The sequence below is a fragment of the Tistrella bauzanensis genome (genome assembly GCF_014636235.1).
GTDB classification, from domain to species: Bacteria; Pseudomonadota; Alphaproteobacteria; order Tistrellales; family Tistrellaceae; genus Tistrella; species Tistrella bauzanensis.
This window is the reverse complement of sequence record NZ_BMDZ01000032.1, coordinates 14,196-39,106: the sequence shown is the minus strand read 5'-3', so window position 1 is coordinate 39,106 and position 24,911 is coordinate 14,196. Positions and strand designations below refer to the sequence as shown.

26 protein-coding genes and 1 tRNA gene are annotated in these 24,911 nt (G+C 67.4%); 17 read left to right on the top strand and 10 right to left on the bottom strand.

Features of this window, described 5'->3' with window-relative positions; genetic code table 11:
- Positions 1 to 10: 10 nt before the first annotated feature.
- From IEW15_RS13915 to IEW15_RS13900, 4 genes are read left to right on the top strand one after another with little or no spacing between them, the layout of a single operon-like run.
- A complete protein-coding gene (locus IEW15_RS13915; RefSeq protein WP_188578907.1) occupies positions 11 to 2,398 on the top strand; it encodes a xanthine dehydrogenase family protein molybdopterin-binding subunit in 2,388 nt (795 codons plus the stop codon).
- Positions 2,391 to 2,858 carry a (2Fe-2S)-binding protein gene (locus IEW15_RS13910; protein WP_188578904.1) on the top strand — a complete coding sequence of 156 codons (468 nt, stop codon included), beginning with the start codon at positions 2,391 to 2,393 and terminating at the stop codon, positions 2,856 to 2,858. The genes IEW15_RS13915 and IEW15_RS13910 overlap by 8 nt, the downstream gene beginning before the upstream one ends.
- Before the next feature lie 15 nt (positions 2,859 to 2,873).
- Positions 2,874 to 3,719, top strand: coding sequence for an FAD binding domain-containing protein (locus IEW15_RS13905; protein ID WP_188578902.1), 846 nt, complete (start codon positions 2,874 to 2,876; stop codon positions 3,717 to 3,719).
- 27 nt (positions 3,720 to 3,746) lie between these two features.
- Positions 3,747 to 4,058: a cupin domain-containing protein gene (locus tag IEW15_RS13900; protein WP_188578901.1), complete on the top strand. Its 312-nt coding sequence runs from the start codon at positions 3,747 to 3,749 to the stop codon at positions 4,056 to 4,058.
- A 33-nt stretch (positions 4,059 to 4,091) separates the two neighbouring features.
- On the opposite strand, the gene IEW15_RS13895 is transcribed toward IEW15_RS13900, so the two are convergent.
- Positions 4,092 to 4,838, bottom strand: coding sequence for a DUF2269 family protein (locus IEW15_RS13895; protein WP_322111504.1), 747 nt, complete (start codon positions 4,836 to 4,838; stop codon positions 4,092 to 4,094).
- A gap of 160 nt (positions 4,839 to 4,998) precedes the next feature.
- Between IEW15_RS13895 and IEW15_RS13890 the strand changes: the two genes are divergently transcribed.
- Positions 4,999 to 6,042 (top strand): SDR family oxidoreductase, encoded by a 1,044-nt coding sequence (locus IEW15_RS13890; protein ID WP_188578897.1) that lies wholly within the window; start codon positions 4,999 to 5,001, stop codon positions 6,040 to 6,042.
- Positions 6,043 to 6,047: 5 nt separating this feature from the next.
- Entirely contained in the window at positions 6,048 to 6,581 is a 534-nt protein-coding gene (locus IEW15_RS13885; RefSeq protein WP_188578895.1) for a DUF1440 domain-containing protein, read from the top strand.
- Positions 6,582 to 6,599: 18 nt separating this feature from the next.
- Here the strand turns inward: IEW15_RS13885 and IEW15_RS13880 are convergent, their stop codons facing one another.
- The 4 genes from IEW15_RS13880 to IEW15_RS13865 form a co-directional block, all read right to left on the bottom strand.
- On the bottom strand, positions 6,600 to 7,283 hold the full coding sequence (locus IEW15_RS13880; RefSeq protein WP_188578893.1) for a hypothetical protein: 684 nt from the start codon (positions 7,281 to 7,283) through the stop codon (positions 6,600 to 6,602).
- A 97-nt stretch (positions 7,284 to 7,380) separates the two neighbouring features.
- Positions 7,381 to 7,464: transfer RNA gene (locus IEW15_RS13875), tRNA-Leu, on the bottom strand.
- A gap of 108 nt (positions 7,465 to 7,572) precedes the next feature.
- A complete protein-coding gene (locus IEW15_RS13870; RefSeq protein WP_188578891.1) occupies positions 7,573 to 8,364 on the bottom strand; it encodes a competence/damage-inducible protein A in 792 nt (263 codons plus the stop codon).
- 29 nt (positions 8,365 to 8,393) lie between these two features.
- The gene (locus IEW15_RS13865; protein ID WP_188578889.1) at positions 8,394 to 9,446 is read right to left on the bottom strand and encodes an NAD-dependent epimerase/dehydratase family protein; all 1,053 of its coding nucleotides are present in this window, start codon (positions 9,444 to 9,446) and stop codon (positions 8,394 to 8,396) included.
- 144 nt (positions 9,447 to 9,590) lie between these two features.
- Here IEW15_RS13865 and sfsA point away from each other — a divergent pair, with 144 nt between their 5' ends.
- The 3 genes from sfsA to radC all read left to right on the top strand — a co-directional run bounded on the left by sfsA (position 9,591) and on the right by radC (position 12,514).
- Positions 9,591 to 10,436 (top strand): DNA/RNA nuclease SfsA, encoded by an 846-nt coding sequence (gene sfsA, locus IEW15_RS13860; RefSeq protein ID WP_229708104.1) that lies wholly within the window; start codon positions 9,591 to 9,593, stop codon positions 10,434 to 10,436.
- 141 nt (positions 10,437 to 10,577) lie between these two features.
- Positions 10,578 to 11,372, top strand: coding sequence for a type I methionyl aminopeptidase (gene map, locus IEW15_RS13855; protein ID WP_188578887.1), 795 nt, complete (start codon positions 10,578 to 10,580; stop codon positions 11,370 to 11,372).
- A 338-nt stretch (positions 11,373 to 11,710) separates the two neighbouring features.
- The gene (gene radC, locus IEW15_RS13850; RefSeq protein WP_188578964.1) at positions 11,711 to 12,514 is read left to right on the top strand and encodes a RadC family protein; all 804 of its coding nucleotides are present in this window, start codon (positions 11,711 to 11,713) and stop codon (positions 12,512 to 12,514) included.
- On the opposite strand, the gene IEW15_RS13845 is transcribed toward radC, so the two are convergent.
- The gene (locus tag IEW15_RS13845; protein WP_188578885.1) at positions 12,492 to 13,646 is read right to left on the bottom strand and encodes an adenylate/guanylate cyclase domain-containing protein; all 1,155 of its coding nucleotides are present in this window, start codon (positions 13,644 to 13,646) and stop codon (positions 12,492 to 12,494) included. The genes radC and IEW15_RS13845 overlap by 23 nt on opposite strands.
- Before the next feature lie 266 nt (positions 13,647 to 13,912).
- Here IEW15_RS13845 and purB point away from each other — a divergent pair, with 266 nt between their 5' ends.
- The gene (gene purB, locus IEW15_RS13840; RefSeq protein ID WP_188578884.1) at positions 13,913 to 15,211 is read left to right on the top strand and encodes an adenylosuccinate lyase; all 1,299 of its coding nucleotides are present in this window, start codon (positions 13,913 to 13,915) and stop codon (positions 15,209 to 15,211) included.
- Between the two features lie 134 nt (positions 15,212 to 15,345).
- Positions 15,346 to 16,185 carry a metallophosphoesterase gene (locus IEW15_RS13835; RefSeq protein WP_188578882.1) on the top strand — a complete coding sequence of 280 codons (840 nt, stop codon included), beginning with the start codon at positions 15,346 to 15,348 and terminating at the stop codon, positions 16,183 to 16,185.
- Between the two features lie 102 nt (positions 16,186 to 16,287).
- On the opposite strand, the gene IEW15_RS13830 is transcribed toward IEW15_RS13835, so the two are convergent.
- Both IEW15_RS13830 and fabI read right to left on the bottom strand, forming a co-directional pair.
- Positions 16,288 to 16,599: a DUF1476 domain-containing protein gene (locus tag IEW15_RS13830; RefSeq protein WP_188578880.1), complete on the bottom strand. Its 312-nt coding sequence runs from the start codon at positions 16,597 to 16,599 to the stop codon at positions 16,288 to 16,290.
- 218 nt (positions 16,600 to 16,817) lie between these two features.
- Positions 16,818 to 17,627 carry an enoyl-ACP reductase FabI gene (gene fabI / locus IEW15_RS13825; protein ID WP_188578878.1) on the bottom strand — a complete coding sequence of 270 codons (810 nt, stop codon included), beginning with the start codon at positions 17,625 to 17,627 and terminating at the stop codon, positions 16,818 to 16,820.
- A 326-nt stretch (positions 17,628 to 17,953) separates the two neighbouring features.
- On the opposite strand from fabI, the gene purC reads away from it, so the two are divergent.
- From purC to grxD, 6 genes are all read left to right on the top strand, one after another.
- The gene (gene purC / locus IEW15_RS13820; protein ID WP_188578876.1) at positions 17,954 to 18,727 is read left to right on the top strand and encodes a phosphoribosylaminoimidazolesuccinocarboxamide synthase; all 774 of its coding nucleotides are present in this window, start codon (positions 17,954 to 17,956) and stop codon (positions 18,725 to 18,727) included.
- Positions 18,727 to 18,969 carry a phosphoribosylformylglycinamidine synthase subunit PurS gene (purS, locus tag IEW15_RS13815; protein WP_188578874.1) on the top strand — a complete coding sequence of 81 codons (243 nt, stop codon included), beginning with the start codon at positions 18,727 to 18,729 and terminating at the stop codon, positions 18,967 to 18,969. Before purC ends, purS begins: the two co-directional genes overlap by 1 nt.
- A 106-nt stretch (positions 18,970 to 19,075) precedes the next feature.
- Complete coding sequence (gene purQ, locus IEW15_RS13810; protein WP_188578873.1) at positions 19,076 to 19,765, top strand: phosphoribosylformylglycinamidine synthase subunit PurQ; 690 nt, start codon at positions 19,076 to 19,078, stop codon at positions 19,763 to 19,765.
- Positions 19,766 to 19,874: 109 nt separating this feature from the next.
- A complete protein-coding gene (purL, locus tag IEW15_RS13805) occupies positions 19,875 to 22,082 on the top strand; it encodes a phosphoribosylformylglycinamidine synthase subunit PurL (RefSeq protein ID WP_188578871.1) in 2,208 nt (735 codons plus the stop codon).
- Positions 22,083 to 22,125: 43 nt separating this feature from the next.
- On the top strand, positions 22,126 to 22,362 hold the full coding sequence (locus IEW15_RS13800) for a BolA family protein (RefSeq protein WP_188578869.1): 237 nt from the start codon (positions 22,126 to 22,128) through the stop codon (positions 22,360 to 22,362).
- Between the two features lie 187 nt (positions 22,363 to 22,549).
- Entirely contained in the window at positions 22,550 to 22,906 is a 357-nt protein-coding gene (grxD, locus tag IEW15_RS13795; RefSeq protein WP_229708102.1) for a Grx4 family monothiol glutaredoxin, read from the top strand.
- A 66-nt stretch (positions 22,907 to 22,972) separates the two neighbouring features.
- Here the strand turns inward: grxD and IEW15_RS13790 are convergent, their stop codons facing one another.
- Together IEW15_RS13790 and IEW15_RS13785 are read right to left on the bottom strand one after the other, a co-directional pair.
- Positions 22,973 to 23,320 (bottom strand): DUF3325 domain-containing protein, encoded by a 348-nt coding sequence (locus tag IEW15_RS13790; protein WP_188578865.1) that lies wholly within the window; start codon positions 23,318 to 23,320, stop codon positions 22,973 to 22,975.
- Positions 23,317 to 24,897, bottom strand: coding sequence for a PepSY-associated TM helix domain-containing protein (locus IEW15_RS13785; RefSeq protein ID WP_188578863.1), 1,581 nt, complete (start codon positions 24,895 to 24,897; stop codon positions 23,317 to 23,319). The genes IEW15_RS13790 and IEW15_RS13785 overlap by 4 nt, the downstream gene beginning before the upstream one ends.
- Positions 24,898 to 24,911: the final 14 nt, after the last annotated feature.

The window sequence follows — 24,911 nt, the reverse complement described above, 5'->3', positions numbered from 1 at the left end:
GGAGATGGTCATGAGCTGGGTTGGTAAGCCCCTGCGGCGGAAAGAGGATTACCGCTTCCTCACCGGCGCCGGCCACTATGTCGCGGATGCCGCGGCAGCGATGGACGCGGCTCATATGTATATCCTGCGCTCGCCACATGGTGCCGCCGGGCTCAGGCGGATCGATATCGCCGCCGCCCGCGCGCTGCCCGGTGTGCTCGACATCATCACCGGCGCCGACCTTGCCGCCTCTGATATCGGCGGCCTGCCCTGCGCCTGGCCTGTGGTCAGCCGCGATGGCAGCCCGATGGTCCACCCGGTGCATCCGGTGATCCCGGTCGACCGGGTGCTGCATGTCGGCGACCCGGTCGCGGCAGTGGTGGCACAGACGGCCGAGCAGGCCGAGACCGCCGCCGAAGCGATCCTGGTCGATTATGAGGTATGGCCCTGTCATACCGATCTGGCCACCGTGCTGATGCCCGGTGCGGCGAAGGTGCGCGCGGAGCTGCCCGACAATCTGTGCTTCGACTGGGATCTTGGCAACGCGGCCGCCGTCGATGCGCAACTCGCGGCCAGCGCCCATGTGGTGACGCTGGATCTGGTGCAGAACCGGGTGAATGCCAGCCCGATGGAAACCCGCGGCACGCTCGGCATCTATGACCGCGGCCGCGACGATTACACGCTCTATACCTCCAGCCAGAACCCGCATTCGATCCGGGTCACCCTGTCGGCCAGCACGCTGAAGGTGCCGGAGGAAAAGATCCGGGTGATCTCGCCCGATGTCGGCGGCGGCTTCGGCATGAAGATCTATCACTATGCCGAAGAGGTGCTGGTGCTGGTGGCCGCCCGCCGGATCAACCGGCCGGTGCGCTGGATCGCCAGCCGCCTGGAAGCCTTCCAGGCCGATACCTATGCCCGCGATCACGTGACCCGCGTCTCGCTGGGCCTGGATCGCGATGGCACCTTCCGGGCAATGAAGGTGCACACCATCGCGAATATGGGCGCCTATCTTTCCACCTTCGCGCCGTCGATTCCGACCTTCTTCTATGCCAATCCCTTCCCCGGCCCCTATGCCCTGCGCGATGTGTATGTCCATGTCCAGGGGGTGTTCACCAACACCACGCCGGTCGATGCCTATCGCGGCGCCGGCCGGCCCGAGGCCACCTATGTGATGGAGCGGATCGTCGAGGCGGCGGCGCGCGAACTGGGGATGGACCCGTTCGAGATCCGGCGGCGCAACGCCATTCCGGCCGATGCCATTCCCTACAAGACGCCGTTCCTGTGGACCTATGATTCCGGCGACCTGCCGGCGCTGATGGATCTTGCCCGCGCCGCCGCCGACATCGACGGCTACAGCACCCGCAAGGCCGCGACCGAAGCCCGGGGCTGCCTGCGCGGCATGGGTGTCGCCTTCTATATGGAAGCCTGCGGCATGGGGCCGTCGAAGCTGCTGATCGAAGCCGGGCTCGGCGGCGGGCAGTTCGAGGTGGCGACCGTCAGGGTCAGCCCCACCGGCGGCATCGTCGTGCTGACCGGCAGCCATTCCCACGGCCAGGGCCACGAGACCGCCTTCGCGCAGATCGTCGCCGACAAGACCGGCATCGATCCGGCGCTGATCGAGATCGTTCATGGCGACACCGCCAAGGTGCCCTATGGCGTCGGCACCTATGGCTCACGCTCGCTGTCGGTCGGCGGATCGGCGCTGGCGGTGACCACCGACAAGGTCGTCACCAAGATGAAGCGGATCGCGGCCCATATGCTGGGCACCGACGCTGCCGATATCGACCTCACCGACGGCATCTTCCGGGCGAGGACCGGCAATCGCAGCCTGCATTTCACCGAGGTGGCGCGGCGCGCCTATGCCCCGGTCGACTATCCGGCCGGCATGGAACCGGGTATCGACGAGACGACCTATTACGACCCGGAGGCCTTCACCTTCCCCTATGGCTGCCACATCGTCGAGGTCGAGATCGATCCTGAGACCGGCACGACCACTGTCGATCGCTATCTGGCGGTGGATGATTTCGGGCGGATCGTGAACCCGTTGATCGTCGAGGGCCAGATCCATGGCGGTGCCGCCCAGGCGATCGGCCAGGCCTGTATGGAACTCTGCCGTTACGACCCCGAGACCGGGCAGTTGCTGACCGGGTCGTTCATGGACTACGCGATGCCGCGCGCCACCGACGTGCCGGCGGTGGAGCTTGTGTCGATGGAAACCATCTGCACCACCAATCCGGTCGGCGCCAAGGGCTGCGGCGAGGCATCGGCCATCGCCGGGCCGGCGGCGGTGATCAACGCCATCTGCGACGCCCTGCATGACCATGGCGTGCGCCATCTCGACATGCCGGCAACGCCTGAAAAGGTGTGGTCCGCCATTCAGGCCGCCAGCCTGCGCGCAGAGGACACGGCCGATGCATGACATCACCCTCACCCTGAACGGCGCCGCAGTGACCGCCCGGGTGGCCCCCGGTACAACCCTGGTGGCCCTGATCCGCGACCAGTTGGCACTGACCGGCACCCATATCGGCTGCGACACCGCGCAATGCGGCGCCTGCATGGTTCATGTCGACGGCGTGCCGGTGAAATCCTGCGCGATGCTGGCGGTTCAGGCCGATGGCCGTCGGATCGGCACCATCGAGGGCATGGCCGAGGACGGCCGGATGAGCGCGCTTCAAGCGGCGTTCCGCGAGCACCATGCCCTGCAATGCGGTTTCTGCACCCCCGGCATGGTGATGAGCGCCGCCGGGATCATCGACCGCCATGGCGCCAATGTCGACGACGCCACCATCCGCCGCGCGCTTGAGGGCAATATCTGCCGCTGCACCGGCTATCACAACATCGTCAAGGCGATCCGCTCGGCGGCCGCCGCGACCGCCTGAGCGGAGGCAGACCCCATGCAGATCGGCGCCTATCACGCCCCCGCCACCATTGCCGAGGCGGTGCGCCTGCTGGCGGAGCTGCCAGATGCCGTGCCGCTCGCGGGCGGCATGACCCTGCTGCCGGTGATCCGCCAGCGTCTGGCGGCACCCGACGCGGTGATCGATCTGGGCCGGATCGCCGGCCTCGACACGATCCGGATCGAGGACGGCAGCGTTCACGAGGGCACCCGACAGCCCAACCGCCTCGTCATCGGTGCCGGCACCACCCATGCGACGGTCGCGGATTCTCAGCTCGTCGCCACGGTCCTGCCGGCCCTGGCACGGCTGGCGGGGGATATCGGCGACCCGGCGGTGCGTGCCCGCGGCACCATCGGCGGATCGCTGGCGAATAATGACCCGGCGGCGGACTATCCCGCCGCCGCCCTGGCACTGGACGCATGGAACGTCACCGACCGCCGGGTGATCCCGGCCGCGGACTTCTTCCAGGGCTTCTTTCAGACCGCGCTGATGCCAGGCGAGATCGTCACCGCCGCGTCGCTGGCGATACCGGCCTGCGCCGGCTATGCCAAGCTGCGCAGCCAGGCCTCGCGCTTCCCGGTCTGCGGCGTGTTCGTCAGCCGCTTTGCCGACGGGCCACGGGTGGCGGTGACCGGTGCCGGCAGCCAGGGCGTGTTCCGCGCCACCGTGCTTGAACAGGCATTGACCGCCGACTGGTCCCCGGCCGCGGCCCGTGCCGCGCGGCTGCCTGAAGCCGGGCTGCTGTCGGATGCCAATGCCGGCCCGCGCTATCGTGCACATCTGGTCTCGGTGCTGGCCGCGCGCGCGATCGCTGGCATAATGGACACCGCCCCTGCTGCCTGACATCGCGGCCCACAGAAAGACCATCGCATGACCGAAACCACCACGACCCCCACCCGCCCCCAGGCTGTCCCCACCGTACAGGTGGACAACGACCGGGTCTGCGTCACCCTGTGGAGCTTCGCCCCCGGTGCCGAAACCGGCCCGCATTGTCATGGGCTGGATTATGTCGTTGTACCGCTGACCACCGGGCAATTGCTGATCGAGATGCCAGACGGCACCAGCCGGCTGGTCGACCGCAGCGCCGGCGCCTCATATGCCGGCACCGCCGGCACCGATCACAATGTGGTCAATCCGTCGGCAACCGAACCCTTCGCCTTCGTCGAGATCGAACTGCGCTGACCGCCGGCGTCGCCACGCGTGAGGCCGGCCACATCACCCGTCGATGAAGCCGATCGCGGGCCGGCTGATCATCAGCCAGAAAATGGCCGTGACGGCGGCAAAGGCCGGAAAGCCGAAGGCGAACCAGGTACGGTATAACCGGTGATAGGCGGCGGGCAGTAGCGCGCCCGCCACCGCCGCCTCGGCCGCCAGCCGGCGCATCTTCATCTGCATCCACACGACCGGCAGCCAGAAGGCGCCGGTGACCAGATAGAGCGCGATCGACAGCACAATCCAGCCCTGGCTCAGCGGATAGCCGACATGCATGGCCAGCGCCACGCCGGTGAACACGACATCCGCGATCACCACCGATGGCCGCAGGATCACCCAATCCAGATCGCGGGCCATCAACGCCTGCTCGCCGGCAAGCTTGGTGCGCGAAAAGGCCGTGGGGGTCGCCCGATCCACCCCCATCGCCGAAATATGGATCACCCGCCTTATGCCTGCCTGTTCGGCCGCAGCATAAAGTGCGTCGATACCGGTTGTATGCACGCCCTCCAGATCATCACGCCCGCCGTGCTGAAGGGCGCCGGCGCAATTGACCACCGCATCGACCCCGGCCAGCGCCGGCGCCCAGCCGGCAGCCGTGCGGGTCCGGGCGATGTCGACGGCCCGCCCGCGGACCTGCGGCATGCGACGCGCGGCCTCGCCCACGCTGCGCGCCACGCCGGTCACCTGATGGCCAAGGGCCAGCAGTCGCGCCGTCACCGCCGATCCGATCAGCCCGGTTGCCCCTGTCACCAAGATATGCACGACACGCCCTCTCCGCTGCCGAACCGTATGCCGGCTTCATTGACATCCAAACCCCGACCGGCTGCCCCGGGTTCCGGCCCGGGAACCGCGGCGCCCCGCCGGGGTTGAGCCCTGGAGCATCCCCCGAGCCATCAGCGGAGCCCGTATCATGCGACAGGCACGACACCAGATCGGCGACCAGCAGCGCAGCCCCAATCGTCCGCAGCCGGTGGTGGTCATCACCGGCGGTTCGTCGGGCATCGGCCGCTGCACGGCGGCGCTGTTCGCCGAACGTGGCTGGCGGGTCGGGTTGATCGCACGCGGCGAAGAGGGGCTGGAAGCGGCGGCCGCGGATGTCGTCGCGGCCGGTGGTGAGGTTGAAACCGCATCGGCGGACGTGGCCGATGCCCGCGAGGTGGATGCCGCGGCATCCCGGATCGAAGGCCGTTTCGGGCAGATCGATGCCTGGATCAATGGCGCCGGCGTCAGCTTTTATGCCCCCTTCGAGGATATTTCCGAAGAGGAATTCCGACGGGTCACCGATGTGAGCTATATGGGTGCCGTGAACGGCACGCGCGCGGCCCTGACCCGGATGCGCCGCCGCGACGAGGGGGTCATCGTCAATATCGGATCGGTGGTGGCGCTGCGCGGTGTGCCCCTGCAGGCGCCCTATACCGCCGCCAAATTCGCCGTCACCGGCTTCACCGAGGCTCTGCGCACCGAGCTGATTCACGCCCGCAGCCGCATTCATCTGGCGATCGTCCATCCGCCGGCAACCAACACGCCGTTCTTTGCCCATGCCGGCAGCCGTATGGAGGGCGGCGTCCCCCGGCCGATGCCGCCGGTCTATGAACCCGAGGTGGTTGCCGCCGCCATTTATGACGCGGTGACCATGCGTCGCCGATCGGTGCGGGTCGGCGCCGCCACGGTTCAGTTCGGCATTCTGAACCGGCTGATGCCGGGGCTGGCCGACCGGCTGATGGGCCGCTTCGGCTGGCGCAGTCAGGCGACCCATGCCCGCGAGGCACAGGATCTGCGCGATCCTGCCGTGTTCGGGGCGGCACGCCGCAATCATGCCGTGCACGGGCCGTGGCGTCAGCCGGGCCGCGACCGCCTGCCCCGGCTGGGAACGGCCGGCAGCCTCGCCTTCGCGGCCGGCGGTCTGGCTCTGGGTCTGTGGATCGCCCGCAGCCACCGCAACGGGTCGGAGTGACCGCCATGCGCAACGCCATGCTGGGGGCCATCGCCGGCATCATGGCCACGGTCGCCATGACCTCGGCCATGCGGCGGATGCAGCCGCTGCTGCCGGCCCGCGACCAGTATCCCCTGCCACCGCGCCAGATCATGGAACAGGTGGGGGAGGCTACGGAAACGGGTCAGGCGATGCCTGAGCCCGCGCGCCGTATCACCACTCTGCTGTCTCATTTCGCTTTCGGTGCCGTTGCCGGCAGCCTGTTCGCAGCATGGCGCCCGCATGGCGGGGTGCGGGCCGGTGCCGGCTATGGCGCGCTGGTCTGGGTAGTCAGCTATCTGGGCTGGATCCCGGCGGCCCGCATCCTGCGCCCGGCCACCGACCACCCGATGCGCCGGAACCTGCTGATGCTGGCGGCCCATCTGGTCTGGGGCACCGCCCTTGCCCACAGCCTGAACGATCTGGACCGCGCGGAGGCCGAGATCTTTCACGATGGCCCCAGGCTGGATGCCCACCCGACGCCGTCAGGCCGTCAACCGCCGCCACTGCAACGACATTGAGATCGGTGACCGTGGATCTCAGGCCGCGGTGGCGGCGCGCAGCAGGTCATCGAACCGGCTGCGATCGCCGAAGCCCATCGGTTGCCGGCCGCCGGCGCCGCTCTGGGCATCATCACCCGAAACCGCGTTCATGGCCGCGTCCTGCATGCCGGCCGCCAGATCGGCGGCGGCATCAGGGCTCACGCCTTCCGACATCTGGTCGTTCATCGCCATCTCGATCCGCTCCTGAATGCGGGCCTCGATCTTGGCGCGCTCCTCGGGCGACATGGCCGCCAGCTCTTCCTCGGTCAGCCCCTCTTCACCCAGGAACATGGCGCGATAGCGTTCCGCAGGGGTCATGGCCATGAATTCAAGGAAGGCTGTCTCCGCCGCCGACGGGCCATCTTCATCCGCCGAGGCATCCGCCCCGGTCACGGGCGCGTCGACCGTGCCCGACGATGCGGCCATCTCGGTGTCCTGACCCAGAAGCTGGGCCATGAACAGGGTCTGACTGGTCGCGCCCGACTGGCCGATGGCCCCGGCCGGCATGCCTGCCGACACCGGCCCGGTGGGCGCTGCACCGGAAGAGTTTGCCGCCCCACCAGCAGCAGCCCCGGCAAAATCTGCCGCACCGCCAACAGGTGCCGCCCCGCCATCCTGACGCCGCAATGCCCTGAAATCGAAAGCGGAAATCCCGCCGGCACCGCTTGCCTGAACCGTCATGCCCGAAGCTCCACAAACCGGATGCGTGTTATGCCACCAGGGTGAAGCAAATTGCAGGCCAGCCCGACAGGCTGTCTATGAGAGCTGTTCCGAAGGCTGGTGCGGACGGCGGGACTTGAACCCGCACTCCAGAGGAAGCGGATTTTAAGTCCGCTGCGTCTACCGATTTCGCCACGTCCGCGCCACAGGCCACGCGCCGGTGGAATCGCGGCGCTGACCGGCCAAGCAATATCGGCCGCGCCCCGATCTGTCCAGATCGAGTTTCACGAGAGCCGGTGCAGTCCCGCGGCTATGATGCTTCGCGACCGATCACCGCCACCGCCATCGCCGACAGCACCGCCAGCAGGTCGCGCTCGGCCACATCCAGCGCCCTGGTGTCGGTGCCGCGCAGCACCAGGCTGACTGAAGGCTTGCCGCCACGGAATGCCGGATAGGAGCCGATTTCAACCTGCGGGTGGCGGGCCTGCACCTCGCCCAGCGGCTGGGCGATCTCGCCCTCGGCGCCGTCGATCGCAATGGTGACCGCGCGGGTGACCGCGCCGCCGGTCAGGGTGGGCACGATATTGTCCATCATCGCCGCGGCGATCTGGGGCACGCCCGCCATCACATGGACCTTGCCGATCCGGAATCCCGGTGCGATCGACACCGGATTGTCGATCAGCGTCGCCCCTTCGGCGACGTTCGCCATCCGCAGCCGCGCGGGCGTCAGCTTCTCGGGCGGGTAATAGGCGGTCAGGCGGCGCTCGGCCTCAGGGTCGCGGATCAGCGCCACCCCCATTGCCCGCGCCACGGCGGCGGCGGTGATGTCGTCATGGGTGGGGCCGATGCCGCCTGTGGTGAACAGATAATCGGCCCTGGCGGTCAGCGCATGAATGGCCCCGACGATCTCGTCCTCGATATCGGGCACCACCCGCACCTCGACCACCCGGATGCCTGCCGGCGCCAGCTTGGTGGCGATCATGCGGACATTCACGTCCTGGGTGCGGCCGGATAGAATTTCATTGCCGATCACCAGGATCGCGGCAGTGCGCGGTGCGCCGGCATCGCCCGCGGTCAGGGCGGTCTCAAGGGTCTCGGTCATCGGGTCATCACTCATCAGCCAGGGATTGATCAGCCAGAGATTGCCGGGCGCGGCGGTGCGTCGATCAGGCCGGCCAGGATCAGCCAGTCGATCGTCTCACGCAGCATGTCGTCGAGGGCGGCCGGCGCATAGCCCAGATCGCGTCGCGCCCGATCGCTGTCGATCGCGACCGAATGGCACGACACGACCGCCGCATCGACCGTGATCGACGGCCGGCTGCCGGTCAGGCGCGCCAGTCGCTCGATCACCCGTGCGGCTGCGATCAGCGCCCAGGCGGGGGCGACACGGCTGGTCAGCGGCCGGTCGAGGATGGCGGCGCTGCGGCCGATCAACTCGCGAAAACTCGCCACCGGCCCGCCCAGCAGATAATTCTCGCCGATCATCGCCCGGTCGATGGCGGCGACAACGGCATCGGCGACGGCGGCTGCCGCCGCGAAGCTGCCACCGCCGGGCGGTAGCGCCGGCAGCCGCCCGGCCGCGGCCAGCCGGATCATCATCGCCCAGTTGTTCAGGTCATAGGCCCCCAGCATATGGCCGGGATTGAGGATCACGGCATCCAGCCCGCGGGCGATCGCGGCCCGCACCACCTCTTCGGCGGCGGCCTTGCTGGCGACATAGGCGACCGGATGGTCGCTGCCCACCTGCGGTGCATGTTCGTCTATGCGATGGCGATCGAAACCATAGACCGAGGCCGAGGAGACATGGACGAGCCGGCGCACGCGGGTCAGCAGCACGGCTTCGGCGACCGCGCGCGTGCCCTCGACATTGGTCTGCCACTGGCGCGCGCGATCGCGCGGGTCGGTCGAGGTATCGGCCGCAAGGTGCAGCACGACATCGGTATCGTCAGGAGTGCGCGCCGCCATCTGATGGGCGTCGAGCAGACTGGCCTCGATCAGATCCACACCATGGGCGGTCAACCAGTCGCGCACCGGGGCCGTGGTCTCGGGCCGGACGAAGGCGGTCATCGCCCACAGCGCCGGATCTCGCGCCAGCCGCGCCACCACATGACGGCCCAGCATACCGCCGGCACCGGTCAGCACTGCCCGCCGCCGGCTTGCGGATGTCGCGTCGCGCCTGATCATGAAGGCTCCCGTCCTGGCCATCGGTTCCGAACCCCCCGGATTATGCGACCTTGCGGCGGCGGCGGCCAGCCTCTGCGATACAGCCCGACATGATGACGGCAGCGCCGTTGCGCGCAGGCCGCCGGTGGCCGTAGTCTTGACGCCATGCCCGATCAGACAGCACTTGCCGATACAGCCACCGACCACGCGCGCGCCGCATCACCGCCGGGCGCCGGTCATGATCTCGTCTTCACGCCGATGCTGACCCCGGCACGGCTTGTGCGGCGCTATAAGCGCTTTCTGGCCGATGTCGTGCTGCCGGACGGAACCGAAACCACCGTCCATGTCGCCAATCCCGGCAGCATGCTGGGTCTGGCCGATGCCGGCGCCCGGGTCTGGCCGCAGCGATCGCCCGACCCGAAACGCAAACTGCCGCTGTCATGGGTTCTGGTCGAGGCGGCAGGCGGCGCGCTGGTCGTGGTCGATACCGGGCGCGCGAACGGTCTGGTCGCCGAAGCCATCGCCGCCGGCCGGGTGCCGGCACTGGCACCGGCGGGGGTGGCGCTGCGGCGCGAAGTCCGCTATGGCACCGGCTCGCGGGTGGATATCGTGCTCGATCCGGCCGCAGCACCGACAGATGCCGATGCCGGCACGTATCGGCCGCAACCGGTCTATGTCGAGGTGAAATCGGTCACCCTGTCGCGCCAGCCGGGGCAGGGCGCCTTCCCCGATGCCCGCACCCAGCGTGGCGCCCGGCATCTGGCCGAACTGGCGGCGCTGGCCACGGCCGGCACCGCGCGCGCGGTGCTGGTCTATGCGGTGATGCGCGGCGATGTCGACCGTGTCGACGTCGCGGCCGATATCGATCCGGCCTATGCCGCCGCATTGGTCGCGGCGCGGGCGGCAGGGGTCGAGGTGATGGCGCTGGGCTTCACCGCCGATGCGGCCGGAATCCGCCTGACCGGCCCCCTGCCCGTGGCCGGTTCGGGCACATCTGCCGCCATCGGATGACCGATGTCACGAAAACGCGCATGTCGCGCGATTGCCGTTGGCCCCTCGGTGTAATATCTATGCAGATAAATCTGCCAACGCACAGAACGCCCGGTCCGGAACGGCGACAGCCGTCGGGGGAAAGCAGGAAGCCAGGAAGCAATGATCAAAATTCACACCACCGAAGATTTCGAGGGCATGCGTCGTGCCGGTCGTCTGGCCGCGGAAGTTCTGGACTTCATCACCCCGCACGTGCAACCGGGAGTAACAACTGAGCATCTCGACCAGTTGTGCCATGCGTTCATCCTGGAGCACGACGCGATCCCGGCGCCGCTGAACTATCGCGGCTTCCCGAAATCGATCTGCACCTCGATCAACCATGTCGTCTGCCATGGCATCCCGACCGATCAGAAGGCGCTGATCGAGGGCGATATCCTCAACATCGACATCACCGTCATCCTCGACGGCTGGTTCGGCGATACCAGCCGGATGTTCCCGGTGGGCCGGATCTCGCGCAAGGCGGAACGGCTGATCGACATCACCTATGAGGCGATGATGCTGGGCATCGCCGCGGTCAAGCCGGGCGCCACCTTCGGCGATATCGGCCATGCGATCCAGAGCTTCGTCGAGAAGCAGAAATGCTCGGTCGTCAGGGATTTCTGCGGCCATGGTATCGGCCGGGTGTTCCACGACCAGCCCAATGTGCTGCATTACGGCCGTCGCGGCGACGGCGAGGAACTGAAGCCAGGGATGTTCTTCACCATCGAACCGATGGTCAATCTGGGCCGTCCCGACGTGAAGATCCTGTCCGATGGCTGGACCGCCGTCACCCGCGACCGCCAATTGTCGGCGCAGTTCGAACACAGCGTCGCCGTGACCGATGACGGGTTCGAGATCTTCACCGGTTCGCCCCTCGGCCTCGACCGCCCGCCTTATCGCCGCGATATCGCCGCCTGACCACATCTGCCCGCCCGCCCTTGACCGGAGGCCATGCCCATGACGGACGTGACGCGATGACCGGACCACGCGGCCCCGAGGTGCCGCCGGCAGGAGGGCCAGGCGCAAGGGGCCCAAGCGGATTTGCGCGTGCCGCCGGGCTGATTGCGCGCGCCACGGGTAACGGAACCGCCGGCCTGCCCGCATCCGAGCCGGCACCCTCCCCGCCGCCGGCCGACACCGCACAGGTCGACACGCCGCCGCCCCTCGCGGCGTCGGCACTCACGGCACCGGCACTCACGGCACCGGCACTCACGGCACCGGCCGATGTGGCCGCGACCGCGCCGGATGTGGAGCAGATGCCGTGGTGGCAATCGCCACCGGCGGCGGCGGCCGGCCCTGCCTTGAACGAGGCATCGGCCGGACGCACGCCGGCCGCCGGCAATGACGAGGCGGCACAGAATGACGGGGCGGCGCCGGCGGGGGCCGCGCGGCCGCATTATCATGGCCATCGTCAACGCCTGCGCGACCGGTTGCTCGATCGTGGCGCCGATGCGCTGGCCGATTACGAAATGCTGGAACTGCTGATCGCCGGCGCCATCCCGCGCGGCGACGTCAAGCCGATCGCCAAGCGCCTGCTGGCGGCTTTCGGCGGGCTGGGCGGTGTTCTGCATGCCGAACCGGCACGGCTGAAGGCGATCGAGGGCGTCGGTCCGTCGGTGATCGCCCAGATCAAGCTGACCGAGGCCCTGATGATCCGGTCGCTGCGCGAAGAGGTGATCGACCGCCCGCTGTTCTCGTCATGGCAGGCCCTGATGGATTATCTGATGGCCGATCTGGGTCATCTGCGGGTGGAACAGTTCCGGGTTCTGTTTCTGGACCGCAAGAACCGGCTGATCGCCGACGAGATCCAGCAGCAGGGAACCGTCGATCACACGCCCGTCTATGCCCGCGAAGTGATGAAGCGGGCGCTGGAGCATGCCGCCTCTTCGATTATTCTTGTCCACAATCATCCGTCCGGCGATCCAGCCCCCTCGCCCGCCGATATCGACCTGACCCGCAAGCTGGTCGAAGCGGCGCGTCACCTGAATATTTCGGTGCACGACCACATCATCATCGGCCGGCGCAGCTATAAAAGCTTCAAGGCGCTGGGTATCCTGTAGCGCCCAGCACCGTGGCCGGTCCGCCAGCCGGGGCTGCCTGGGCGGGATCACCCGCTGCCGCCCGCAGACCGGCCACCCGATGCAGGCCATGAACGCCGATCACTTCCGCCCGCCCGCGCAGGCTGTGCGCGCCAAGCGATTCGGCAACCACACCATCCGGCAATGGCGCCAGACCGAGCACGGCATCCGATGCCAGAACCGGTTCCTTCAGCGACTTGGCCAGCGCCTCCAGCCGGGCCGCGGTGTTGATGGTATCGCCGATGAAGGCGATTTCATGCTTGGCATCGCCCAGTTCCGCCACCACCACCGGCCCTGCATGCAGCACCGCCCGCACCCGTGGTGCCTCGCCGAACCGGCGCAGGAAATCCTGGGCCGTGCGGTCCAGCCGCTCAAGAATATCGAAGGCGCAGGTGATCGCGCGGTCGGTCTGGCGCCGGGCGTGGTCATCGCCGCAGACGATCTTCCACGAGATGATCGCCTGATCGCCGACATAGCGATCGATCGTGCCCCGGTTGTGCCGCACAGGGCCGCCGATCGTGTAGAGAACCCGGGCCAGATAATCCGTGGCGGCAATTTCGCCCAGCCGTTCGGCGGTTCCGGTCCAGCCGACGACATCGACCAGCAGAAACACCCGTTCCTCGCGCGTCGGGCGATGATAACGCCCCAGAAGCAGGCTGAGGAAGACCTGGGTGCCGATCAGATCCCGCACCCGCGCCATCAATCCCAGCACACCCGATGCCGCGATCGCGAAGACCAGCACATCGGCGCGCAACAGTAGCCAATCGCCCACCACGCCTTGATGGTCCATGATCGGCCCGATGGCGCGTTCGTACAGTTGGAATCCAAGGCCCACGACGGCATAGCCGGCCAGGGCCAGCACTGTCCACACGGCCATCGTGGCAAGGATATAGACCGGGGCTGCCTGCCGACGCAGCCAGGCCGACAGCCGGGGAAACAGCGCGCCACGGGCAAAGGCGATCATCGCCCCGCCAATCACCGTGCCGTAGATGACCGGGACGAAGATCGGTCCCTCGCCATCGACCCACGCAAAGGCCAGGCCCAACAAGGCCCCGGCCAGCGCGTAGGACAGCCCGAATACACATTGCCGGGGCGTGTTCGTCTTCCGGCCCATTCCCACAAGACCTCCCTGCGCCGCCGATGGCTGGCGGGCCGATTTCAGAACGGCATATCGTGTCTTCCACATCCGATTTCGACAGGTAACGTAAACGGAAGGCCGCATTTTTCACGACCCGCCGCGCCTGGGCGGCTGTGCTGACAGGTGTGGCCGGCCGTATCCAGACTTTGCCCCCGGGCGCCCCACAGGCTATAACCCAGACCGAAGCGGCCGGACGGAACCGGTGGCATGATGTTTTCTGTTTGCGAGAGAAGCCCTTAGAGATGATCCCGCGCTATTCCCGCCCCGAGATGGTCCGGATTTGGGAACCGGAGAACAAGTTCCGCATCTGGTTCGAGATCGAGGCCCATGCCTGCGATGCCCAGGCCGAGCTTGGCGTGATCCCGAAAGAGGCCGCCAAGGCTGTGTGGGAACGCGGCGCCTTCGACATTCCGCGCATCGACGAGATCGAGCGCGAGGTGAAGCATGACGTCATCGCCTTCCTGACCAGTCTGGCCGAGCATGTCGGCGACGAAGCCCGCTTCGTCCATCAGGGCATGACCTCGTCGGACGTACTCGATACCTGCCTTGCGGTTCAGTTGAAGCAGGCATCCGACCTGCTGATCGAGGGGGTGGACAAGCTTCTGGCGGCGATCGAACGCCGCGCCTTCGAGCACAAGAACACCCCCACCATCGGTCGCAGCCATGGCATTCACGCCGAACCGGTGACCTTCGGTCTGAAGCTTGCCGGCTATCATGCCGAATTCCAGCGCGCCCGCGCCCGGCTGGTGGCGGCACGCGACGAGATCGCGACCTGCGCCATCTCGGGCGCCGTCGGCACCTTCGCCAACATCGACCCGCGGGTCGAGGAACATGTGGCGGCGAAGCTGGGGCTGAAGCCCGAGCCGGTCTCCACCCAGGTCATCCCGCGCGACCGTCATGCGATGTTCTTCGCGGTGCTGGGCGTGGTCGCAAGCTCGGTGGAACGCCTGGCGGTGGAAATCCGCCACCTTCAGCGCTCGGAAGTCTATGAGGCGGAAGAGTATTTCTCGCCGGGCCAGAAGGGCTCGTCGGCGATGCCGCACAAGCGCAACCCGGTGCTGACCGAAAACCTGACCGGTCTTGCCCGGGTCGTGCGCGGCTATGTCACCCCGGCGATGGAGAATGTGGCGCTGTGGCATGAGCGCGACATCTCGCATTCCTCGGTGGAACGCATGATCGGCCCGGATGCCACCATCGTGCTCGATTTCGCCCTCAACCGACTGGCCGGCGTGGTCGACAAGCTGGTGATCTATCCTGAGCGCATGCTGGCCAATCTGAATGCGCTGGGCGGGTTGGTCCATTCACAGCGCGTGCTGCTGGCCCTGACCCAGAAGGGTGTCAGCCGCGAGGACGCCTATCGGCTGGTGCAGCGCAATGCGATGCCGGTCTGGCGCGGCGAAGGCCAGTTCATCGATCTGCTGAAGGCCGATCCCGAGGTCTCCAGCCGCATGACCGATGCCGAGATCGAAGGCCTGTTCGATCTCGGCTATCACATGGCCCAGGTCGATACCATCTTCCGGCGGGTCTTCGGCCGCGCCTGACCGGGCAGCCGAACCGGTCGCAGCCATCACGAAAACCGGGCATCTTCCAATGTGGAGATGCCCGGTTTTCGTTTGGAACCGCGACCGGGGCCCGCCATGTTTAACCCGTCGCCCCCCCAACCGGAGCCAGCCTCATGACCACGCTGCGTATCGCCCTGCTGTCGGACCTGCATCTGGATGTGCGGCGGCGGCGCCTGGAACGTGGCGGACTGAGTGCCGAAGCCGCACAGGCCGGCATCGATGCCCTGGGGCGCGAGGCCGCCGATACCGCCCGCGCCGCCGGTGCCGATCTGGTGATCCTGGCCGGCGACATCGCCAATGGCACGACGGGCATGGAATGGGCGGCACGCAGCTTCGGTGCGCTGCCGGTGCTGTATGTGGCCGGCAATCACGAATTCTATGGCCACGACCAGGCGACGCTGGTCCGGCATCTGCGTGCGACCGCCGAGGCCACCGAAAGCGTGCGCTTCCTGGAATGCGATGCGACCGACATCACCGCGCATGGCCGGACGATCCGGGTTCTGGGCTGCACCGCCTGGACCGATTACCAGCTCTATGGCGCGGATGCGGCCACGGATGCGATGGCCACGGCCGAAGCGGTGCTCTATGACCACAGCCGCATCCATCACGGCGAACAGCTGTTCAAACCAGCGGATGCCCGGGCGCTGAACCGGACCGCGACCCGCTGGCTTCAGGCCCAGCTCGGCGCCGCGCGGCCGGATGACACCATTGTCGTCACCCATCACGCCCCGGCCCCGGCATCGGTGGAGCCGCGGTTCGAGGGCAGTCCGCTTTCCCCCGCTTTCGTGTCGGACATGACCGCCATGATGCTGACCCACGGGCCGGCCCTGTGGATCCATGGTCATACCCACCACAATGTCGATTATCGGGTGGGACAGACCCGCGTGGTCAGCCATCAATGGGGCTATCCCGACGAGAACCTGCCGACGGGGGTTGGTATCCTCTCGATCTGACCAGGGCCGCGCACAAAAGACCCCGCGCAGCACAGGGCTGTACGCGGGGCTTCTGTCTGTGGATCGGCGATTCCGGCGGTCAGGAGATTCCGGCGGTCAGGCCTACGCGCGAACCTCGGCCTTCGCCTGTTCGCCCAGGCGCTGAAGCTGCACCTCGACCGTGTGGCGTGACAGCTCGACCCCGGCCGCCTTGAAGTCGGCGAACAGCTTGGCGATGATGTCCTCGTCGCCCGGCTCCTGCATGTCGGCGTCGACCAGTTCGTCGCCATAGGCGGCGATGTCGGTGCGGCCGATCTGGGGGCCGGCCCAGGCCGCAAGCAGCCGGGCACGCTTCACACGGGCCTTGAAGGCCACCTCCTGGTCGTGGGCAAAGCGGTTCTCTTCGGCGCGCTCGCGGTTGTCGAAAGTGCTCATCGCGGGACTACTCCTGCAAAACCTCGGTCGGTGGGTCCGGACCCCGGCATCGGCCGCTCCCGGTTCGGGCGCCATAGTCTCGGACGCCATAGTCTTGGGCATTCCTTGAGTCTCTGGCATTCCTGCCGGCATTGACGGCCGTGTCGCCCTTCTCATACCAGCAGCGGCGTGCGATGCCTAGCGCAACCGGCACCTCCTTGGGCCCAAGGAGCGACCGGTCAGTCGATAATGTGGTAACCGCCATCCACGAACAGGGTCTGGCCGGTCATCAGCTTTGCCGCATCGGTCGCCAGCATCGCCGTTGCCGCACCGACATCGTCGATCGACAGCAGGCTGGAAATCGGCGCCTTTTCATGCGCCTTGGCCAGCAGATCGTCGAATCCTGTCAGACCGGAGGCGGCGCGGGTGGCAAGCGGTCCGGGCGAGACCGCATGCACCCGGATCCCCCGCGGCCCCAGCTCCGACGCCAGATACCGTACCGAGCATTCCAGCGCTGCCTTGACCGGCCCCATCACGTCGTAATGTTCCACGACCATCTGGGCGCCGAAATAGCTCATGCAGATCAGTGTACCACCCTTCGTCATCAATGGCTCGGCCAGCTTGGCCATGCGGATGAACGACCAGCACGACACATCCATCGCCTGAAGGAAACCCGCTTGCGAACAATCGGTCAGCCGGCCGTGCAGATCCTCGATCGGCGCGAAGGCGATCGAGTGCACCAGGAAGTCGAGCGAACCCCATTCGGCGGTGATCCGATCGAATACGGCATCAAGGGCCGCCGGATCACGCAGATCCAGCGGCAGCAGCATCCGGGCATCCACCTCGCGTGCCAGCGGCTCGACATGCGGCCGCGCCTTCTCGTTGAGATAGGTGATGGCCAGATCCGCACCCAGCGCCCGGAACGCCTTGGCGCAGCCCCAGGCGATGGAATGCTCGTTGGCAATACCGGCAATCAGGCCCCGACGGCCGGCGAGCGGGCCGGACAGGGGGCCGGTGCGGGCTGTATCAGCGGCGGGCGATGCGGTCATAAGGGTCACGGGCTCCATTCTGGTGCAATTGCACAATCCATTGTGCACTTGCGGTATGACAAGCGCGAGACCAAAGCCCTGTAAGCTGCAAAGCGCAACGCATCTGCGGATCGCGCTCCGGCTGCTCGCGCGGTCCGCGAATGTGCGGGGCACGCGCATGACGGAACCCGTTGTCTTGCCGTCATCAATTGTCTATGTTTCGCGCGCGCCGGGCCGACATCTCTGTCTGCCCGGGCAGACCGATTTCCTCAGGGACCGGAGCCCTTATCGTCCCGGCGGGGACCACCCCGCCCGCTCCGGTCGTTCGAACTCCCCGGAGGACGCCCATGTCCCGCCGCAGGCGCATCTACGAAGGCAAGGCCAAGATCCTTTTCGAGGGTCCGGAGCCCGGCACCGTGATCCAGTACTTCAAGGACGACGCGACCGCCTTCAACAACAAGAAGAAGGGTGTCATCACGGGCAAGGGGGTGCTGAACAACCGCATCTCCGAATACCTGATGACCCGGCTCGGCGAAATCGGCGTGCCGACCCACTTCATCAAGCGCCTCAACATGCGCGAACAGCTCGTGCGTCAGGTCGAGATCATCCCGATCGAGGTGGTGATCCGCAATATTGCCGCCGGCTCTCTCGCCACGCGCCTTGGTCTGGAAGAAGGCGAGCGTCTGCCGCGCGCGATCGTCGAATATTACTACAAGGCCGATCAGCTGAACGACCCGATGGTGACCGAAGAGCACATCACCGCTTTCGGCTGGGCCACCATCCCCGAAATCGACGAGATGCTCAATCTGTCGATCCGGGTGAACGACTTCCTGACCGGGCTGTTCCTGGGCGTCGGCCTGAAGCTGGTCGACTTCAAGCTGGAATTCGGCCGGGTGTTCGACGAAGACCAGGACATGATCATCCTGGCCGACGAGATCAGCCCCGACAATTGCCGGCTCTGGGACGTCAAGACCAACGAGAAGCTCGACAAGGACCGGTTCCGTCGCGATATGGGCCGGGTCGAGGAAGCTTATCAGGAAGTCGCGCGCCGGCTGGGCATCCTGCCGGAAGATCCCGCCCGCGACCTGACCCCCGACGTTCCCACCGAGGAGGAAGCGTGATGAAGGCGCGCGTGCATGTGACGCTGAAGCCCGGCGTCCTTGACCCGCAGGGCAAGGCGATCGCGAATGCGCTGCACGGGCTCGGCTATGCCGAACTCGGCGACGTCCATCTCGGCAAGTATATTGAGCTGGACGTGGCGGCATCCGACGCCGCCGAGGCACGCGCCCGCGTCGCCGAGATGTGCGAACGCCTGCTGGCCAACACCGTGGTCGAGAACTACGCGATCGAGATCGCCGACTGACACCCGCGGCCGGCCCCGGCCTCCCCGCTCAAGGCGCGGCGGCAAGGGTCGGCATCGCCCGTGCAGCCTGGCGCACCGTTCCGTCATCATCAGGGAATCCAAGCCCGTGGATGCCGCCGTCATCGTCTTTCCCGGCTCGAACTGCGATCGCGACGTGGCCGTCGCCGTCGAGGCGGCGCTGGGTCGTGCGCCGCACATGGTCTGGCATCGTGCCGACAGCCTGCCGAAGGTGGATCTGATCGTCCTGCCCGGCGGGTTTTCCTATGGCGATTACCTGCGCTCGGGCGCCATTGCCGCCAACTCGCCGATCATGGGCCGGATCAAGGCCGCGGCCGCGGCCGGCACCCGGGTTCTTGCCATCTGCAACGGCTTTCAGATCGCGATCGAGGCCGGCCTGCTGCCCGGCGCGCTGATGACCAATGCCGGGCTGAAATTCGTCTGCCGCGACGTGTTCCTGAAGGTGGAGCGCAATGACACGCCCTTCACCAGCGGCTACAGCCAGGGTCAGGTGGTGCGGTTTCCCGTGGCCCATCATCAGGGCAATTATGCCGCCGATGCCGAAACGCTGAAGCGGCTGGACGGCGACGGTCTGGTCGCCTTCCGCTATGTCGATGCGGCCGGCAACGCCACCGGCGAGGCCAACCCCAACGGATCGGCCGGCAACATCGCCGGCGTGTTCAACGACGCGCGCAATGTGATGGGGCTGATGCCGCATCCGGAACGGCTGGCCGAAGCGGCGCTGGGCGGCACCGATGGTGCGGCCATGTTCCGCACCCTGCTGTCGAAGATCGCCTGAGGCGCAGAACCGCCCGGCACCTGACCGTCAGGCCCTGATGCCACCGCCGCCGGTCATACCGCCGCGCCATGACATCCGGGCCTGAACCTCTTTACGGGAACCGCGACCGATGACGGCCGAGACCAAGATCACCCCTGAGATCGTCGCCGAACACGGGCTGACCCGCGACGAATACAAGCGGCTGCGCCAGATCATGGGCCGCGAGCCCAATCTGGTCGAGCTTGGCATCTTCTCGGCGATGTGGAGCGAGCATTGCTCGTACAAATCGTCGAAGAAGTGGCTGAAGACCCTGCCCACCACGGCGCCATGGGTGATCTGCGGCCCCGGCGAGAATGCCGGCGTGGTCGATATCGGCGATGGTCAGGCGATCATCTTCAAGATGGAGAGCCACAACCACCCGTCCTATATCGAGCCCTATCAGGGTGCGGCGACCGGTGTCGGCGGCATTCTGCGCGACGTGTTCACCATGGGCGCGCGGCCGATCGCGATGATGAACGCGCTGCGCTTCGGCGACCCGTCGCACCCCAAGATGAAGCATCTGATTTCGGGTGTCGTCTCGGGCATCGGCGGCTATGGCAATTGTGTCGGCGTGCCGACGGTCGGTGGCGAGACCAATTTCCACCCGGCCTATAACGGCAATATCCTGGTCAACGCCATGTGCGTGGGCCTGGCCGATACCAGCAAGATCTTCTATTCCGCCGCCGCCGGCATCGGCAATCCGGTGGTCTATGTCGGATCGAAGACCGGCCGCGACGGCATCCACGGCGCCTCGATGGCCTCGGCCGAATTCGGCGAGGATGCCGAGCAGAAGCGCCCGACGGTGCAGGTGGGCGACCCCTTCACCGAGAAGCTGCTGATCGAGGCCTGCCTTGAGCTGATGCAGTCGGACGCCATCGTCGCCATTCAGGATATGGGCGCCGCCGGCCTGACCTCGTCGTCCTTCGAGATGGCCGACAAGGGCGATGCCGGCATCGAGTTGTGGCTGGACAAGGTGCCGACCCGCGAGATCGGCATGACACCCTATGAGCTGATGCTGTCGGAAAGCCAGGAGCGCATGCTCATGGTGCTGAAGCCCGGCCGCGAGGACGAGGCCCGCCGCGTTTTCGAGAAGTGGGAGCTGGATTTCGCGGTGATCGGCAAGGTCACCGATACCGGCCGCATGGTGCTGATGTTCAACGGCGCGGTGGCGGGTGATCTGCCGATCAAGCCGCTGGCCAATGGCAGCCCGGAATATGACCGCCCCTGGACGCCCACGCCCCAGCGCCGCCCGATCGTGCTGCCGCGCGGCCGCGACGACCTGGATGCGGTGCTGCCGGCGCTGGAAAAGCTGATCGGCTCTCCCGACCTCGCCTCCCGGCGCTGGATCTGGGAACAGTATGACCACATGGTGATGGGCGATACCATCGGCCGGCCGGGGGGCGACGCGGCTGTGGTGCGCATCCACGGCACCAGGAAGGCGGTGGCGATCACCACCGACGTCACCCCGCGCTATTGCTACGCCGATCCCTATCAGGGCGGACGTCAGGCGATCGCCGAGGTGTGGCGCAACCTCACCGCCACCGGCGCCCGGCCGCTGGCGATCACCGACTGCCTGAATTTCGGCAACCCTGAAAAGCCTGAGATCATGGGCCAGCTGGTCGGCTGCATTCAGGGGATGGCGGAAGCCTGCCGCGGGCTGAACTTCCCGGTCGTGTCGGGCAATGTGTCGCTCTACAACGAGACCCAGGGCACCGGCATTCTGCCGACGCCGGCAATCGGCGGCATCGGCCTGATCGCCGACAGCGCGCGCCGCGCCGACATCGCCTTCAAGGCGGCGGATCATGCGATCATCCTGATCGGCGAGACCCGTGGCCATATCGGCCAGTCGCTGTATCTGCGCACCATTCTGGGCCGCGAGGATGGCGAGACCCCGCCGGTCGATCTGTCGGTGGAGCGCCGCAATGGCGATTTCGTCCGCAACCTGATCACCGAAGGCCTGATCGATACCGTGCATGACGCATCCGATGGCGGCCTGCTGGTCGCGATCGCCGAAATGGCCCTGGCATCAGGCATCGGCGCGCAGATCGACCCGCCGGCCTTCCAGGCGCCGCTGATCTGGGCGTTCGGCGAGGATCAGGCCCGCTATGTCATCGCGGCCCCGGCCCCGGCGGCGGATGCGGTGATCGCGCAGGCCTGGGTGCTGGGGGTTCCCGCAGCCCAGATCGGCATCACCGGCGGCAGCGAATTGACACTGACCGGTGGCGGCACGATATCCTTGGAAACCCTGCGCCGGGCCCATGAAGACTGGCTGCCGGGATTGATGTCGACGCCGGCCTGACCGACGCCGATGAAACGAGCGTGATTGACGGGGAGAGACGCCGATGCCGATGGATCAGAATGAGATCGAACGCCTGATCAGGGCTGCCCTGCCCGATGCCGAGGTGTTGGTCGAGGATCTGGCCGGCGATGGCGACCATTATGCGGCACGGGTGGTGTCGTCGGCCTTCAAGGGCAAGACCCGCGTGCAGCAGCATCAGATGGTCTATCAGGCGCTGCAGGGGCGCATGGGCGGCGTGCTGCATGCGCTTGCCCTGCAAACCTCGGCGCCGGCCGACTGATACCGGTGGACAGCGGTATTCCGATCGCCGCTGAGCCTCGCATCACGCATGCCCCGGTCGCAATCAAGGCGGTTGCAATGCGCGCTGGGCAGGCTTAAATCAGACCAGGACGGTACGGATTAAACAGGGCACCGCCCGTCCCGACCGCACAGACAGCCGCCAGAAGCCCCAAGGTCCGAGGATGATCATGAGCGCAGAGCAGTCGAACCCGGCCTTCGCCGAAATCCAGTCCCATATCGATGCCGAACCCGTCGTGCTGTTCATGAAGGGCACGCCGATGCAGCCGATGTGCGGTTTTTCCGCCAAGGTGGTGCAGGTTCTGAATTACATGGGTGTGCCGTTCCGTGGCGTGAACGTGCTGGCCGATGCCGGTGTCCGCCAGGGGATCAAGGACTTCTCCAACTGGCCGACCATTCCCCAGCTTTATGTGAAGGGTGAATTCGTCGGCGGTTGCGACATCATCAGCGAGATGTTCGAGACCGGCGAACTCAGCGAATACCTGTCGAACCACGGCATCGACGCCCGTCAGGTCGGCGTGCGCTGATCCGGCACCGATGACGAGATGACGCGCGGCGGCCCGCCTCCTGAGCCAGAGAGGCGGGCCGTTTCGTTATCCCGCCCCGGCGGCGATCAGGCACAACCCCGCCCCGGCGAACAGCCAGCCAAGCCTGGCCAGCCGCCGCGCCCAGCCGGGAGCCCATGCAAACAGCGCCGCGGCCAGCGGCCCGGCAAGACCTGCCACGCCCGCGACCCAGACCGGCCCCCGCCCCCAGCCTTCGGCCGACATGACGAGGCCGGCGGCGAGCGCCACCAGGATGCCGCCTTCGAGGCGCCGCCTGACCGGCTGGTGCACCGCCCTGGCGCCGCGGCCGTGGCACTGATCGTGATGACGGGGCATGGCGAGGGCGAGTGTCACCGCCGCCGACACCCCGACCGCCAGGGTCAGCAGCGGGATCATGGCCTGCCTCGCCGCGCCTGGACGATCATGGCCAGCCGCCCGAGACCAAGCGCCATGCACAGGGCGGCAAGCTGCATCCCCCAGAACACCCGGTCGCCCGCCAGAACCGCACGCCACGGATCGCGCCCGGTGACCAGGACATCCAGCAAAGGCACCGCCGCCCAGAGCAGGGCCGCCACGGCCAGCGCCCGCACCCAGCCGGTCCCGTCGGACCGCAGCGCCCCCAGCCCCAGCATGGCCAGCCAGACCAGATAGAACGCCGCCGCCTCCAGTGCGGCCCGTTCGTCCAGCGCCGCCGGCAGCAGGCGGTTGGCCAGGAACTGCCCGGCAATCGCGGCCGGCAGCCCGACCAGACAGCCGATATTCAGCGCATCGACCAGCCGATGCCCCCGGCTCCGCCCCCACTCCCGAGCCCGGCCCCACTCCCGAGCCCGGCCCCACTCCCGAGCCCGGCCCGGCGCGCCGGATTTCGGCCGGCGCTTCACCGACCACAGCACCAGCCCGGTCGCGATTATCGCCGTGCCGGCAAGGCCTGACAGGAAGAACAGCCAGCGCAGCGGCAGCCCGGCGAAGCGGGCAAGATGCAGGCCATAGAGCGTGTGATAAGTGGCGGCGGCGGCCCCGCCCTGCCCGCGGCCATCGGCGATCAGCCGGCCGGTAACACCATCGAAGACCAGCGTCTCTGGCCGGCGGGCAAGCTGGTCGGCATCCTGTGGCGTCAGTGTCAGGCGTGCGGCGGTGGTTCCCGGCCGGTCGACCGCGATTCGCCCGCCCCGGATCCCTCCGATCCCGTCAGGCCGATCCGGCGCCGACCACATGGCCGCGGCCTGTCCGATCACCGGCCCCAGATCGGTGAGCGGGGCCGGCTGTATGATGGACGCTGTGACCACTGCCGGCCCGATGCCGTCAAGATCCGCCGCATAGCCTGCCCGCCCCGCCGGATAGGCGGCATCCACCGCCCAGGGCATATAGAGCAGCATCAGGGTGACGAGGCCGCTCCAGGTGATCATCAGATGGAAGGGCAGCGACATCACGCCCAGCAGATTATGGCCGTCGAGCCAGGCCCGCTGCGCGGCGGCACGGGGCCGGAAGGTGAAGGCGTCCTTGAAGATCCGCTTGTGGACGATCACCCCGGTGACGATCGCCACCCCCATGATCATCGCGCAGATGCCGGTCAGATAGCGGCCGAGGGTCCGCCCCCAATCGGACATGATCAGGGTGAAGTGGAAATAGAACAGGAAGTCGCCACCAACGGTGTCGGGGCCGGTCTCCGGCGCGCCGGTCTCCGGGTCCAGGCGGCTGGCCACGAAGCCGTGCGGCCGGCCCGCCGCCACCTTCAGCACCGGCTCGCGACCATCGGGCAGGTCGATCAGCCAGCGCACCGCATCTGACGCCTCGTCGGTGAGCCAGGACGCAGCCATACGCGCCTGCGCCGCCTGATCAGGCAGGTCGACCGGCCGCAGCCGGTGCATCCAGGTGGAGATGTCGGGCCGGAAATAGCAGGCGGTGCCGGTCAGGAAGATCGCGAACAGCAGCCAGCCGACCGCCAGCCCGGCCCAGGTATGGAGCCACGACATGTGCTGCCGGACCG